Below are 15,780 nucleotides of genomic sequence, written 5' to 3'. Positions count from 1 at the left end.
ATGAAAATATCACAATTACTCTGTTGTGCCTTTTGCCTGTTATTTATCACACAAGCAATGGCTACAGATTTTAATGTGCTGGATTATGGCGCTAAAGCAGACGGTATTACACTAGATACAAAGGCTGTACAAAGTGCTATAGATGCTTGCACCAAAAATGGAGGTGGAAGGGTTTTGATTCCTGCAGGAAAAACCGTTGTAACGGGTACTATTTACTTAAAGGATTTTGTTACCCTTCATGTTGATAATGGAGCAACGCTTCTTGGCAGCCTCAATTATGAAGATTATGCTACTGATACCCATAAAAATATGTACAAGAACGAACCGCATATGGACCGTTGCTTGATTTTTGCTAAAGATGCACGTTCCATTGCCATTGAAGGTTATGGCACTATTGATGGAAACGGGCACAAAGAAAATTTCACGAAGCAAAAAGGTGGTAGACCAATGATGATCAGGTTTGTGAACGTAAAGGACATCCATCTTAATGATATTACCTTGATCAATCCTGCGGCATGGACTTCCGCTTGGCTCTACTGTGATAATATCTCTGTAAGCGGAATTAACATCATAAGTCGCGTAAACAATAACGGAGATGGGTTGGATTTTGACGGGTGCACAAATGTGCGCGTAAACAATAGTAATTTTGATAATAGTGACGATAGTATTTGCCTGCAAGCCTCAAGACCGGACAAACCGTGCAAGAACATAACGGTAAGCAATTGCCACTTTAGCACCAAATGGGGCGGAATGCGTATTGGTCTCTTATCCCGTGGAAATATTGAATCGGTTACCGTTACCAACTGTACTTTTAAGGATATTCAAGATTCGGGACTTAAGATTCAGCAATGTGAAGGTGGCGAAATGAAGAACATGGTCTTCAGTAACTTGGTAATGGAAAACGTACCTCGTCCTATTTTCATGACATTCGCACAACAAATTGCTTCCGTAGATACACCCAAAGGACAGTTAGAACCACTAAAAAGCATGCACAACTTTAGCTTTAGCAATATTGTGGTAGACAATTCCAAGCTTGATAAAAACTCGGCCTTCTTTTTAACCGGGTTTCCAGGGCATCAAATTGAAGACGTAACCATTAAGGATGTTCAATTTGTAGTTTCTGGTGGAGGAACGGCCGAAGACGCCCAGAAAACAGAGATAAAAGAATACACTCAAGAAGTGCTTAAGGGCTGGTGGCCAGAATTCAGTTTAGTAGGTACCCTACCCGCTTCCGGACTTTATGCAAGACACATAAATGGCTTGGTGGTAGACAATTTCAGCATTAAGATTATAAATGAGGACAAAAGGGCACCTGTTGTTCTTAAAAACGTGACAAACAGCCAAATAAACAGGGTTTTCCTAAACCGGAAAATCATCACAAAAGACCAAATCCAAAGTAACTAAAATGAAAGCCAAACTACATTATACAAGCCTCTTAATTACCTTTATTCTGTTGGTAAGTTGCTCTTCAAAATCAGACCATTACAACGTTGTTGATTATGGCGCCATAGGAGATGGCAAAACCATAAATACCAAAAGCATTCAGAAGGCCATAGATGCTTGTAATCTTGCTGGTGGAGGAACTGTTACTATTGAAGGCGGCAATTACATTTCAGGAACACTTCTCCTAAAAGACAATGTAACCCTGCATATAGCTGAAGATGCAAAATTAATTGGAAGTTCAAATCCGCTGGATTATCAAAGTATCGATACGTTTCAAGATGCCACTGGGCAACAACGTGGTAATTGTCTTATTGGTGCAAAAAACGCCAAAAACATTGCCGTAACCGGAAAAGGAACTATTGATGGGAACGGAGAAGCTTTTCTATCGAAAAATATAAAGGCAAAAATTAAGGAATTGAACATTACTGAAACTAAAGATTTTGGTACAAATAGACCTTTTCTTCTGCGGTTCGTAAACTCTTCTCAGATAAGGGTGCAGGATATTCATTTACGACAGCCGGCCGCATGGACGTGTCATTTCTATCAGTCCAATGATATTTTGGTGGATAAAGTTTCTATTTACAGTCACGCCCACAAGAACAATGATGGAATTGATTTGGATTCCAGCTACGATGCAGTTATTAAAAATTGCGACATCAACACAGGAGATGATGCCATTTGCATTAAAACTACGAGTCCAAAACCTACCTATAACGTACAAGTTAGCGATTGTAAGCTCAGAAGTGACTGGGGTTCGATTAAGTTCGGCACGGAGTCTATGGGAGATATGTACAATATTGATATTAAAAACTGCCAGATTTATGATACCAAAGGTGGCGGTATAAAGATCTTAAGTGTAGACGGGGCCAATATTCACGATGTAACTATAGACGGTATTCAGATGGATCGAGTAGATATGCCTATTTTCATTCGCCTAGGGGAACGCCTACGCACCTACCGCAATGCCGAAAAACGAGAGGTTGGTTCTATTACCGATGTACTCATCAAAAATGTAAAAGGCAGTGCGCGGACCCTGGATAGCTCTAGGGTAAATCCGCCTTCAGGCATATTAATTACGGGAACCCCAAATCATAAAGTTGGTAAAATAACTTTAGAAAATATAAAACTGGAGCTTCCTGGAGGAGGAACTGCACAGCACACTACCGCTAAGGTTGAAGAAGATATAGACCGCTATCCTGAGTTCAGTTTTTTTAATATTCTTCCAGCCTATGGGATTTATGGAAGGCACATAGATAGCTTACATACGGACGGTATTGTGTTTTCCTTGAACGGTGACGATAAGAGAGAATCTCAAATTTTAGTGGATACCCATTCAAATAAATCAGAATAACATTATGAATTTTAGAAATCCATTTTCCCATTACATTTTAATCGCTTTTTGTATACTGTTAGGTCTTCCCGCAAGCGCTCAAAAAAGCAAAACCAAAAAGAAAGACCGGCCTAATGTACTCGTTATTTACACAGATGACCACCGCTTTTCCGGGGTACATGCTTTGGGTGGCATGCAGGTAAAAACACCAAATATGGACGCTTTGGTTGCTGATGGCATTTCATTTTCCAACGGATATTTAATGGGTGCTTTTTCCGGTGCTACTTGCGTTCCAAGTAGGGCCATGTTATTAACAGGCAGAAATGTATTTGAATTACAAGGACAAGGACACACTATTCCGCCCGAACACAAAACCATAGGTGAAGCCTTACAGGCCCAAAACTACAACACCCATATTGTGGGCAAATGGCACCAAGACAATACTGCTTTGGCTCGCTCTTTTGATTCAGGAGACCGTATAATGTCCAGAGGTATTTATTTGGTAGATCACTTTCGTATGCCTTCTTGGGACTGGAAAAAAGATGGTGATTATAAAAAGGAAGACGGGTATATATTAGTGTATGACAAGGACGGAAAAGTGGTTCGTAGATCGGTAACCAAAGAAGATAAAAGAGGCCCTTCTGCCACAGAAAAAGATGGTCCACATACGTCCGAAATCTATGCTGAAAGTGCTTCGGAGTATATTAAGGATTACAAAAAGAAAGACCCTTTCTTTTTGTATTTAGCGTTTCATGCACCTCATGACCCAAGACAGGCGCCACAGAAATATAAAGACATGTACCCCATTGAGGATATTATCCTTCCCCCATCCTATATGGAACAACATCCTTTTGATAATGGACATATGTTTTTAAGGGATGAAGAATTGGCCGTATGGCCCCGAACACCGGAAGTGGCCAAAGAACAACTTTCTGATTACTACGCTATTATTACGCATTTAGATGCTCAAATAGGTAAAGTCATTGCGTCATTAAAAGAAAGCGGCGCTTATGAAAATACGTTAATTGTTTTTGCTGGAGATAGTGGTCTGGCAGTTGGCAATCATGGTTTAATGGGAAAACAGAATATATATGATGAAGATGGGGTTCATATTCCATTTGTTTTTTCGGGCAATCTCATAAAAGACAAGGACAGTAAAAGAGAGGCGTTAGCTTATAATTTTGATATTTTCCCAACGATACTGGATTTCATTGGTGTTGATGCACCTAGTTCTGTTACCGGTAAAAGTCTATTACCGGTTATCAATAAGGAAAAGAGCAGCGTTAGGGATTACACTTACCACGCTTACAGGCAATTCCAAAGAGCTTATAGAAAAGGGGATTATAAACTCATTGAATACGTACGTGCCAACAATTATGATAAAAAGAGCGGGGAAACCGTAAAAGGATCCCGCGTTACCCAATTGTTCAATATAAAAAACGACCCTTGGGAGGTGTATGATCTTTCCTTCTTTCCCCAATATGCCGATCAAGTAAAGACCATGCGCAAGGAAATGAAAGAAAAAGCGAAAGAATTGGGTGATACTAAAGAAAATATTGAAGGAGAGAAATACGGATTTTGGGAATTTTATTAAATCCAGGACACTTAAGAACAAATTCAAAACTGAGCATGAAAATTATAAATCATAAAATCTTATGGGTTGTGTTAGGGTGCCTAATGATGTCCGCTTTAGGAGTAGCTCAGGACAAACCCAATATCATTCTTTTATATGCCGATGATATTAGCGCTCGGGAACTTCCCATTTACGGCTCTACAGTTTGGAGTCCACCAAAGGGAGGTAACAGTTCGGACATGCAATACAGGGGCAAAACGCCCGTATTGAATCAACTAGCGGAAGAAGGTTTATACGTAAAAACCGCTTGGGCAGCCACAGTTTGCGGACCAAGTAGAGCCATGATGATGACAGGCAGATACGCGCATTTGCATAAATGGTGGCATAATAGCGATAAAGGTAAGGCTCCAAACGGCAAAGGCGTTTGGAACTTATATGATAGTTCGCCCCACTCCATTGCCCATGTGGCCAAAGCGGGTGGTTATGCTACATTTTGGGCCGGAAAAACACAAATGGATATAGAAGAATTTCAGTTTGATGAAGGGTGTTTTACCCCTGGTGAAGGTTCTTATAACAAAGCTATACACACTACGGATTTCCGTTTGGAAACTAGAAAAATAAACGGAAAGAAGAAGATTTTTAATGCCGATACCAATAAAGAAATCCACAAAAAAAGCTACGTACAGTCCGGTTGGTATTGGAAACCTCATGTTCAACTTATGAACTATCCGGGTACCAACAAAAAATTGGTTTGGTGGCCCAACACTAAAAAATCAAAGAAAGAATTTGGATTGAACACTTTTGGCCCAGATGTAGAACTGGATTTTATTTTTGATTTCATGGAAAGAAAGCAAGAAGAAAAAGAACCTTTCTTCGTGTACCATACCAGTCACTTAGGTCATGACGCTTGGGACTTCCTGAACCCTGACTCCGGAAACAAATGGCCCGGAACCCCTAAAATTTCTTGGAACGGAAAGGCATATTCGCGCACACCACCTAACGTTACCGGCAACAATGGAATTTATGACACCCATGCCACGGTTACCGATAGCGGTATTCACCATCATATAAACTATTTAGATTATCAGGTATGGCAATATATGAATAAGTTAAAGGAACTTGGTATTGAGAACAACACCATTTTTATCTTCTGTGCGGATAATGGCACCAGTGGTTATGGAAAATCCAGTCCAATTTCGCAAAAAGGTACCCACGTGCCGTTTATCATTTACGCTCCGGGAATGAACCTTACCAAAAAAGGAATGCAGGATGTACTCGTCAACATGTCAGACATGCTTCCTACCATTGCAGATATTGCCAATGTAGAAATTCCCGATAGTTACGAAATTAATGGCGAAAGTTTAATGCCTTTCCTGACTACGGATAAACCAACGCATAGAGATTGGATATATGGCTATCACAAAGAAACCCAAATAGTAAGAGGAAATCTTGTACTAAAAGATGGCAACGATGTGTGGTACGATGTAAGCAAAACACCAGATGACCTTATTAGCTTTCCTAAAATCAAGGATTGGAGCCAAGTCTCACCAGCCCATAGAGCGGAACGTGACCAACTATTTCAAACCATTCCCCAGTTTAATTTGCATGAAACGGCCCATGACGCACCTGAAAACGGCATAGGAAAAATTGAACCACTAAAAAAATCAAAATAAGGGTGAGCATCTAGCTTTCGCTCTTAAAAAATAACAGAAACGAAATAAAATGATTTTGAAACAGACCATTGCATTTTTTTTACTTGTAAGCGGCAGTTTATTTGCTCAAGAAATGCCCGAAACCAAAGAAGAAACTCGCCAAGGACCACCAAAACCTCCTATGGGCAAACGTTGGGTCTTAAATCCTGACTTTTCAGATGAATTTAATGGTACAGAGTTGGACACCACAAAATGGTATGACCACCACCCTACTTGGATAGGTAGGCCACCCGGTCTTTTTATGGCCTCACAGGTTTCCGTAGGAGACGGTTTTCTTAAAATGACGAGTAAAAAGCTTGAGAAGGATACCATAGTTCATGCCTACGGTAGAGATATTACTTTTAATATTGGAGGGGCCGCTGTGGTTTCAAAAAAATCTACAAAATTCGGGTATTATGAATGCCGTGTAAAGGCCGCAGCTACTACCATGTCTACAACATTCTGGTTTTCGAGCAGCAACAATTTTAAAGGACCTAACGATTGTGATAAATACGGTTTGGAGTGGGATATTCATGAATCTATTGGTCGTGAAGGTGATTTTAATGGAAGTTACTTTGCCAGTGGTATGCACTCCAATTCACATTTCTGGTATACGGACTGTGATGGTGAAAAACATGACTACCGAGCCCCGCAAGTAAAATTTGAAGATGAAAGACTTACCTCGCAAGATTTTAATATCTACGGTGGCTGGTGGCAAAATGAAAGTACGGCCAGCTACTACTACAATGACCGGGCACCCAAACACCAGAAGTTTTATGACAAGGTAAAATATAAGCCTTTTGATCAACCTATGTACATGCGTTTAGTGAGTGAAACCTACCCTTTTCCGTGGATAGAAATTCCTACTGCCCAAGAATTGAACGACCCAAGCAAAAACACAGTGTACTATGATTGGGTTAGAGCCTATAAACTGGTAGATGCCAATGATTCCAACTCCCAAGAAAGAAACAACCTAAAACTTTACAACGAAAATATATCATTTGATAGCCCCATTATTGCCCAAAAGCAATCTACTTCTATAGAGATACCCCTTACCTATAAAGCTAATCAAGACCGTGAAATAGAATTAAAATTGTTTGATAACGATGGCGAAAAAGTAGCGGAATCCAAGTTTATCGCTTACGCGGGATATGCCAATATTACGGCTGTGGTCCACACAGAAGATAAACTATCTACCGAAGCATCTTATAAGCTAACGGCCAACATTGCCCCTATAGATGGTGATAACAAAAGTATTCTAGACCAAAATGCCCTGTACATCAACTTGATAAAATAAATAGACTTTGTCTTATGCAGATTTCAATATAGCCAAAAGAAATAAGTGTAAACTAGTTGATTCATAAAAAAACATAGACTAATCCATTCAACTATATAAACATTTAATCCATCAACTTATACCAAAACAATATTATGAAACAGTATATTTTACTAGCATTAAGTTTGAGCACTTTTGCAATGGCCCAAGCCCAAGAAAAGGCATTTCCTTATGAGTTGCCAGAAGAGAAACCCAACAGACCTTTGAGTGCCGCTTTAGAACGGAACTATGATAACTACTTAGGGGCTCGTCCCGAATCCAACGAATTGTACACCCAATTTAAATATACAGAACTTAAAGGTTTTGATTATCATGGTAATGATGGCACCATATCACGAAGAGACCCCTCAAAAGTAATTTTTGAAAATGGTAAATATTATATTTGGTACACCCACCGAGAAACCCCTGTGGCCCCGGTAGGGATTCCAAGGGTAGAGGAATCCAATGATACTATTCCCTCTGCAGATTGGGATTTGGCAGATATATTCTACGCTACCTCCAAAGATGGATTTACATGGGAAGAGCAAGGTGTTGCCGTTCCTAGACCTCCCAAACCTCAAGTAGGCTGGCGTTCCGTTACTACTACAGATATCTTAAAGTGGAAAGGCAAATACTATTTATATTATCAAGCGTTTTCTGAAGCTCCGGGAAAAAGTGGTGGAGATAATTGTCCCGTTGCCGTATCTTATGCCAATTCTCCTGATGGTCCTTGGACTCCTTTAAACAAAGAAGTTATACCTAACGGAGCTCCTGGTTCTTGGGACCAATTTTCTATTCATGACCCCTACCCTATAGTTCATAACGGAAAAATATACCTGTATTATAAATCCGATTTTGGTAAAACGAAAACCAAAGGTAATGTGCGCATGCATGGACTTGCCATTGCAGATGACCCTTTAGGTCCTTTTGAAAAACACCCACTGAACCCGGTAATGAGTTCAGGACATGAGACAACTCTATTTCCTTTCAAAAAAGGGGTAGCCGCTTTTGCAATTAGAGACGGTAACGAAATGAACACCATACAATATGCGGAAGATTGGGTAAATTTTGAGATTGCCGCCATGGTAGAAATGATGCCAGATGCCGGTGGTCCTTTTATTGCTGATGCCTTTACAGATACTAAATATGGTCGTGGAATTACTTGGGGGATTTCACATTTTGCCAACCCTACGGGCGACTGGAAAAAGAATCATGTGGTTCTAGTTCGTTTTGATTGCGACCTAAGTTTAGATGTTGATGACCAACAAATGAAACGCCACCACAATACTCCAAAGTTCGAGTATTTGTTAGAGCATGGACTCAATGCCAAACAGCGAGAACGTGCCATGAACGCTACTAAAAAGCTGAACGAAAACTAGAATTAGAATTGAAACAGTCAGCTAAAAAAGTAGTAATCCCATAAATAGACTAAACGTATTATTATATGTACCAATGTGTATAAGTCGCTGTCAATACTATTCCAAATAAAAACCTGAACTTTTTCTTTTTTAGCAGTACCCTCATCGAATATGCAGAAATCCCCCTTTCTATCAAATAACGCAGTGTTATCCATAAAGAAAATAAAGTTTCGCAAAGTGTGGACAGACAGTTGATTTATTAGCTATTTAAACGGCAATACCTACGGATAGGTCAAATAAGAACAAAAAATAATCAAAATGAAAAACTTTAAAACTCTTTTTGCTTTCTGCCATGTTTTCCTCGTGACAACCGCAATAAGTTTTGCCCAAAACTCAAACAATAAAAGTGAACTATCAGCTTTGTCCTACGAAGCAGAATGGTCCTCATTGCAAAAACACAACACACCAGATTGGTTGTACGGAATGAAATTCGGAATCTATTTTCATTGGGGACCGCAAACCGTACAAGTAGCCTCCAACAACCCAGAAATGACCGTTCTTGAAGCTATTGAAGCTTGGAAAGGTGAAAAATTCGATGCTAAAAAATGGGTCGATTTGATGCAAGATGCAGGCGCCCAATTTGGCGGACCCGTAGCATGGCACGGTAGCGGGGTCGTAAATTGGGATAGCGATATAACCGATTGGAATTCCATAAACAAAGGACCTAAAGTAGACATATACGGAAGCCTGGCAAAAGAACTCCGCAAACGCAATATGCCTATAATATCCTCTTTTCATACGGGTGATTTTTGGAGCCGTATGTGGGGCCGGTTATCCAAAGACGACCCTACTTACCTCAATCCCCATGAGGATAATTCAAAGTACGCTACGGCCAATGAAGGCCGAATAGCAGAAGTTATTTTTAAAGCTTGGTTTGATCGTATTTCTGAAGCTATTGACAAACACGAACCAGATATGATTTGGTTTGATACTGGATTTGGAGGAACCGTAAAAGGCGAATTAAAAAAGTACACAGACCGTGGCCGCCTGTTACCGGAAGGTGATAATGAACTGATCAGTGTACCCGAAAGTTATCAGCAAAAATTGATCAGTGATTATTTTAACAAGGGGCTAAAATTAGGGAAAGAAGTAGAAGTATTTTATAAAACCCATGATATTCCACCAGGAATAGGTATTCGTGATATTGAAGACGGAAACCTATTGGGAATGCAATATGACCCATGGATGGCCGACATCAATATGCAACGCCACTTTGAATGGCCCAGTACATGGTTTTATAACCCTGTGAACAAGGTAAAGGATGCCGGCACATTAATCGATATGTTGATAGACATGACCAGTAAGAATGGTAGAATGCTTCTAAACGTACCCCCAAAAGCAGATGGTAGTTTTCCAGAGGAAACCAAAAAGGAACTATATGCCATGGGTGATTGGTTGAAAATAAATGGAGAAGCCATCTACAACACCATGCCCTGGATATTTTATGGCGAAGGACCTACGGAAGTAACCAATCCCGGCCATCACGGACAAGGAAAAAACCACGGGGAATTGATTCCGAAATACACTTCAGAAGATATTCGGTTTACCCAAAACGGAAAAAATTTGTACGCTATCTGTATGGAATGGCCAGGGGAACAAATTACCATTAGAACATTAGGCAGCAAGGGGAAACTCTATCCCGGAGACATCAAAAATATTTCAATGTTGGGAAGCAGTGAAAGCATCAAATGGGAACAGAAAGTGGAAGGCCTTGTTGTTCAATTTCCGAAACAAAAACCCTGCAATTTTGCCTATGTGCTAAAAATTGAGCGCCGTTAAATTTTCTCGCTCAAAAGTAATAGAACACTAATATAGTAATACAGAAAATGAGACATCTAAATCACTATCGGAAAAAAGAAAAAAGTACCCCTGCATATACTTTTCTATCAATTGTATTGCTTCTTTTTTGCCACTTGAGTTTATCGGCACAAAGTGTTCTCCTTGGGGGCAACGCCCCCTACCCCAATGTAAACGATGGTGATTTTAATATGATACAGGCCGGTTCTTGGCGCCTCGGATTACAATCCCCATTCTGGACACCCTCCAACGAACCACAAAAAGAAGGCCACTCAATGGGCCTTTTCACCGGTCGCTATTTTAGTTCTTTCGATTATGCCTATATCGATTCCAAGCCTTTGAACACGACCACTGAGTATCAAGACCTAAAAGTGGGCGATGAATTGAACTGGAGCCTTGGGGCCGATTTGGAATACATAAGTAAAGGTTCACTTTCCTTACATCTGTTTTTTGGTGAACAGAAGCGCATCTTGGCCGAAAAAGTAAAACTCATAGGTATGGACAAAACCATAGAACATTTTTCAGGCACCTATACCCTAACCCAAGAGGATGTAGTGGCTGGACCTCCCCGTGTTCGGGTCGTATTTTATTCCAGTGAGGATGTAAAAGTTTTTCTAGATTATGTCAACCTTAGCGTAAAAGCTCCCGAAAAAGAAGGTCCTAGCCTTTCGGGAAAAATAGTGGCCGACGGTATCCGTTTGGATTGGACGGATAAAAAAGCGAATTCAGACAGCAAGTTTTCGGTTTACAGAAACAAAGGAAAAAGCGACGCCTACAACAAACTGACCACGACCGCGGATCTAAGTTTTACCGATACAAACCTTATCAACGGTATGGCATATAGCTATGTTGTAACCCGCCTCAACACTTCAGAATCGGCAGGATCGAACAAAGTGCTGCTTAAAAAAATAGACCATGAAGCCCCTGCCCCTCCTTCTACACTAAAAATTGAGGCCCTTGAAACCGAAATTAAACTGGAGTGGAACAAAAGTATCGATGTTGATGTGGCCAGTTACTCGGTGTATAGAGGGGATGCCAATGGAAATCATCTTCGCCAGATCGCCCATGACCTTACAAGCACCCAATATGTTGATTTTACCCCGAAAAAAGAAGACTATAACTCGTATGTGGTCTTCGCCCACGATCATTCAGGAAATAAGAGTAAGGCCTCACAACTGGCAAGGGCCAAAGTAAAAGCGGTATCCGGCACTTCGTTTAGCGACCTTATCTTACCCATGCCCATCCATAAGCAATTGCGAACCGATCTTTGGGGAGCGGAAGGCGTTTTGCCCCGTGACCCCGATAACGGTATAGAAGATCCCGAGTGGAGCTATTGGGGCGGCAGACCGGTAAAAGACCAAGACCAAAAATACCATATATTGGTTACCCGATGGCCGGCAAATGCAACCAAAGGCCATTGGGAATGGCCCAACTCAACAGTGGCCCATGTAGTCTCCGAAACCCCAACAGGACCCTACAAGGTAAAAAAAGATACGGCCTATGGTTTTCAAAACGGATTGGGCCATAATCCCGATATTATCCTATTGAACGACGGCACATATATGCTCTACTCCCTCGTAGACTGGGAAGCTACCTTGTTCACCTCTAAAACCATGAACGGCCCATGGAAACGTTTGGGAACCATGACCGTTGATTGGAAAAGCACTAATGAAGACGAAAAACTGTCATATCGTTATTATCGCAATCTTTCGGGAGTTCAATTAGAAGATGGTCGGTTTCTATTTGTAACAAAGGCCGGGGAAATGATGCGCAGTGCCACGGACGACCCGCTTGGCCCCTATACCGTGCTGACCGACCAGATCAGATACAACCCTATTATCCCTGAAAAATATAGAAACAGCAATTACGAAGACCCCGTACTTTGGAAAGATGACGTACAGTATCATATGATGATCAATGCATTCTGGGATTATCGGGCAATTTATCTACGTTCACACGATGGCATCCATTGGAAATTCAATCCCGGTACGGCCTACACACCGGACAATACTTCCTATGAAGACGGTACGCGAACCCATTGGCACAAACTAGAGCGCCCGCATATATTACAAGATGAATACGGCAGGGCCACCCATCTTTCCCTTGCTGTGATAGATGTCCCAAAAGCAGATGATCTGGCTAAGGACAAACACAGTTCAAAAAACATCATTGTTCCCCTTACTGTGCATAAACGCATTAAGATGCTGAATAAAAGGAAGGTAGATTCAACCACAAAAAAGATTAAAATTCTAATACTTTCAGAAGCAGGTTTTGACGCGCAAAACGATATCGACCTTACCTCTTTAAGATTCGGCGCTTCTGAGGAAGTCGATTTTGGAAAAGGTTCAAAAGTTATTAAAGCTAAGAAAAAGGGAAAAGACCTGATAGTTGAATTTGACGGCACTGGAAACGGAATTACAGCTATCAATTTTGCCGGAAAACTCCTTGGGAAAACAAAAGAGGGTGGGCTAATAATAGCGTATTCCAAAATTTCTGCAAGCGAACAATCAAGACATTAAAAAAACGCAATTCATAAACCCAGTTAAGAAAATCGTGTAAAGAAAATGCAAGAAACTATGTAGAGCTATCCAATAATAGAGAAACAACACTTTTCTAGTACTAGATATCCCTTTTCAATATGGATAAAAGATACATTTAGAAACGGTTTTAAATAATTTTAAAAAATTCTCAAAACCAATTGCTGTGTCATATCGATTTAGAAAATTAGAAATCATCAAAAAGTACATTTGATATAGGCATCTGACCATTTGTATCAAACTCAACATAATGCTATGGTTAATTTTACGTCAAGCAGGATTTAAGTACCAAAAAACGAGCATAGATTAATTTCTATACAACTCAATACCTTTAAAACATCATTTCGACCAAAACAGACAAATAAACAAACACCAAAAAAGACATGTTCAAATTCCTTTACCAGTTTCAAAACCATTTTATGAGACGTTATTTTTTCTTTGCTATTTCGGCCTTTATTCTGATTATCCTGGGCAGTTGCAAAAAAGAGAAACCTGTTTATGCAGATGTTATTTACACCAAACCCCAATTGGTAAAAGACCCACCCGTAGTTTTTATGTCTCCTGAAGAAAGTATGAAAACAATGCATTTACCCGAAGGTTATCATATGGAACTAGTGGCTAGTGAGCCTATGATCAACGAACCTGTAACAATTGCTTGGGGTCCGGATGGTAAACTCTATGTTGCTGAAATGATTACCTACATGCAAGACATAGACGGTACAGATGAAAACGAGCCATGGAGCAGGGTTTCGGTTCTTGAGGATATTGATGGTGATGGGAAAATGGACAAAAGCACTGTTTTTGTAGACAGCCTAATTCTCCCTAGGATTATACTCCCTTTGGATGACCGTGTTCTTATTGGTGAAACTTACAACCGTAGCCTTTATAGTTATAGGGATACCGATGGTGATAACGTAGCTGATGAAAAGAAGCTAGTGCTTGAAAACAACAAAAGGGACAATGCCAATCTGGAGCACCAATCCGCTACCATGATATGGGGTTTGGACAATTATCTTTATTTATCCAACGGTTCCTTACGGTACCGTTTTACCAAAGGTGAAATGGAAATTGATACGTTAAGGGATGCGCCTTCTGGACAATGGGGTATGACACAGGATGAAGTGGGTCAAATTTATTATTCCAGCGCAGGTGGGGAAACTCCCGCTCTAGGTTACCAACAACATCCTTATTACGGCACCTTGGAAATGGAAGGGAAATGGGAAGAAGGTTTTGAGAAAGTATGGCCCATCATTGGAACTCCAGACGTACAGGGCGGACTCAGAAGATTGCGTGAAGACGGCACTTTAAACCATTTTACGGCCAGTTGTGGCCAATCTATCTTCTTGGGAGACAAACTGCCCATGTACGGAGACCTTTTTATTCCTGAGCCCGTAGGACGTTTAATTCGTCGTGCAAAAGTAAATATGGTTAATGGTAAGAAGGTATTGTCCAACCCTTACGGGGAAACAGAATTCCTGGCATCCACAGATACCAACTTTAGGCCTGTAGATACCCAAACAGGTCCTGACGGTTGCTTATACGTAGTAGATATGTACCGTGGCATTATTCAAGAAGGGAACTGGGTAAGAAAAGGAAGCTTTTTACGTCCTGTGGTAGAACGAAAAGGTTTTGACAAGAATATTGGGAAGGGTAGAATTTACAGAATAGTACATGATGAAATAGCTCCTTCCAAACAAGAAGACCTATTACACAAAACCTCTAATGAACTAGTAGATTACTTGCATCATCCTAACGGTTGGTATAGGCTTACGGCCCAAAAACTTCTGGTACTTAAGCAGGACAAATCCATAGTTTCGGATTTAAAGGATATTGTAACTGGCGGAGACCCCTTTATAGGTTCAATGTTTGGCGATACGGATTATGCTTTGGGCAGGCTTCATGCCATTTGGACGCTAGACGGTCTTGATGCTATTGATAAAACTTTGGTTTTGGATGCTTTGCAAGATGAAGATGCCCGGGTACGCATGGCAGCGGTACGTTTAAGCGAACCATTTTTGGCATCTGGTGACACGACTGTTCTTAACGCTGTTGAAACTTTAAAAAGCGATAAAAATCCTGAGGTCTTACAGCAGGTGGTACTTTCGTTACGGTCTACTAAAGACAAAAAAGGCAACGAAACCATTTCCAAAATTATAGCTGCCAACCCCAACAACGAAGCAATTGCAAGTATTGGTGAAGAAAGCTTAAAGGAGGTTCCCTTAGAAATTGAACAGATTAAAAAACAATATGTTCTTGAGAGTAGCAATACCCGAAATAGAATTGTTAATGGATATACCCATTTCAAAAACTTATGCGCTTCTTGCCATGGTATTAACGGAACGGGTATTGAGGGCATGGCCCCTTCATTGGTGGGTTCTCCGCGAGTAACGGCTAAAAAATGGGATATCCCCGTAAAAATTCTTCTTAATGGTCTAACAGGGCCGGTTGATGGCAAAGAGTATTCCGGTGTTATGGCGGGCATGAAACAACAGGACGATGACTATATTGCTAGTGTACTGACTTACATCAGAATGCACTTGAACGATTCTAAAGGTATTGGCTCTTGGCAGGTTAGTAAGGTTCGGAACGAAAACAAAGATCGCGAGGATTACTGGACTATAGAAGAACTGGAAAACGAGAAATAAAATCCTCTTTAATTCAAAATACAACATTGTT

9 protein-coding genes are annotated in these 15,780 nt (G+C 40.6%); all 9 read left to right on the top strand.

Annotated features, from left to right (window positions below; genetic code table 11):
• Positions 1-1,404, top strand: coding sequence for a glycoside hydrolase family 28 protein (locus tag H9565_RS11415; RefSeq protein ID WP_215439724.1), 1,404 nt, complete (start codon positions 1-3; stop codon positions 1,402-1,404).
• A gap of 1 nt (position 1,405) precedes the next feature.
• The gene (locus tag H9565_RS11410; RefSeq protein WP_215439723.1) at positions 1,406-2,794 is read left to right on the top strand and encodes a glycoside hydrolase family 28 protein; all 1,389 of its coding nucleotides are present in this window, start codon (positions 1,406-1,408) and stop codon (positions 2,792-2,794) included.
• Positions 2,795-2,798: 4 nt separating this feature from the next.
• Entirely contained in the window at positions 2,799-4,367 is a 1,569-nt protein-coding gene (locus H9565_RS11405; protein WP_215439722.1) for a sulfatase-like hydrolase/transferase, read from the top strand.
• Between the two features lie 35 nt (positions 4,368-4,402).
• Positions 4,403-6,019 (top strand): sulfatase-like hydrolase/transferase, encoded by a 1,617-nt coding sequence (locus tag H9565_RS11400; protein WP_246560545.1) that lies wholly within the window; start codon positions 4,403-4,405, stop codon positions 6,017-6,019.
• A 49-nt stretch (positions 6,020-6,068) separates the two neighbouring features.
• Positions 6,069-7,334, top strand: a complete 1,266-nt coding sequence (locus H9565_RS11395) for a LamG domain-containing protein (RefSeq protein ID WP_215439721.1) — start codon at positions 6,069-6,071, stop codon at positions 7,332-7,334.
• 134 nt (positions 7,335-7,468) lie between these two features.
• A complete protein-coding gene (locus H9565_RS11390; RefSeq protein WP_215439720.1) occupies positions 7,469-8,731 on the top strand; it encodes a glycoside hydrolase family 117 protein in 1,263 nt (420 codons plus the stop codon).
• A gap of 297 nt (positions 8,732-9,028) precedes the next feature.
• Positions 9,029-10,549, top strand: coding sequence for an alpha-L-fucosidase (locus H9565_RS11385; RefSeq protein WP_215439719.1), 1,521 nt, complete (start codon positions 9,029-9,031; stop codon positions 10,547-10,549).
• Between the two features lie 47 nt (positions 10,550-10,596).
• Positions 10,597-13,086, top strand: coding sequence for a hypothetical protein (locus H9565_RS11380; protein WP_215439718.1), 2,490 nt, complete (start codon positions 10,597-10,599; stop codon positions 13,084-13,086).
• 437 nt (positions 13,087-13,523) lie between these two features.
• On the top strand, positions 13,524-15,749 hold the full coding sequence (locus H9565_RS11375; protein WP_215439717.1) for a DUF7133 domain-containing protein: 2,226 nt from the start codon (positions 13,524-13,526) through the stop codon (positions 15,747-15,749).
• The last annotated feature ends 31 nt before the right edge of the window (positions 15,750-15,780 follow it).

Origin of the sequence: Zobellia russellii, from assembly GCF_018728565.1 — a bacterium.
GTDB lineage: Bacteria > Bacteroidota > Bacteroidia > Flavobacteriales > Flavobacteriaceae > Zobellia > Zobellia russellii.
This window is presented reverse-complemented; position numbering and strand designations above follow the sequence as displayed.

Coding starts and splice junctions, on each gene's coding strand:
- H9565_RS11385 (WP_215439719.1), top strand. CDS start 9,029: ATGAAAAACTTTAAAACTCTTTTTGCTTTCTGCCATGTTTTCCTCGTG.
- H9565_RS11390 (WP_215439720.1), top strand. CDS start 7,469: ATGAAACAGTATATTTTACTAGCATTAAGTTTGAGCACTTTTGCAATG.
- H9565_RS11395 (WP_215439721.1), top strand. CDS start 6,069: ATGATTTTGAAACAGACCATTGCATTTTTTTTACTTGTAAGCGGCAGT.
- H9565_RS11375 (WP_215439717.1), top strand. CDS start 13,524: ATGAGACGTTATTTTTTCTTTGCTATTTCGGCCTTTATTCTGATTATC.
- H9565_RS11400 (WP_246560545.1), top strand. CDS start 4,403: ATGAAAATTATAAATCATAAAATCTTATGGGTTGTGTTAGGGTGCCTA.
- H9565_RS11415 (WP_215439724.1), top strand. CDS start 1: ATGAAAATATCACAATTACTCTGTTGTGCCTTTTGCCTGTTATTTATC.
- H9565_RS11380 (WP_215439718.1), top strand. CDS start 10,597: ATGAGACATCTAAATCACTATCGGAAAAAAGAAAAAAGTACCCCTGCA.
- H9565_RS11405 (WP_215439722.1), top strand. CDS start 2,799: ATGAATTTTAGAAATCCATTTTCCCATTACATTTTAATCGCTTTTTGT.
- H9565_RS11410 (WP_215439723.1), top strand. CDS start 1,406: ATGAAAGCCAAACTACATTATACAAGCCTCTTAATTACCTTTATTCTG.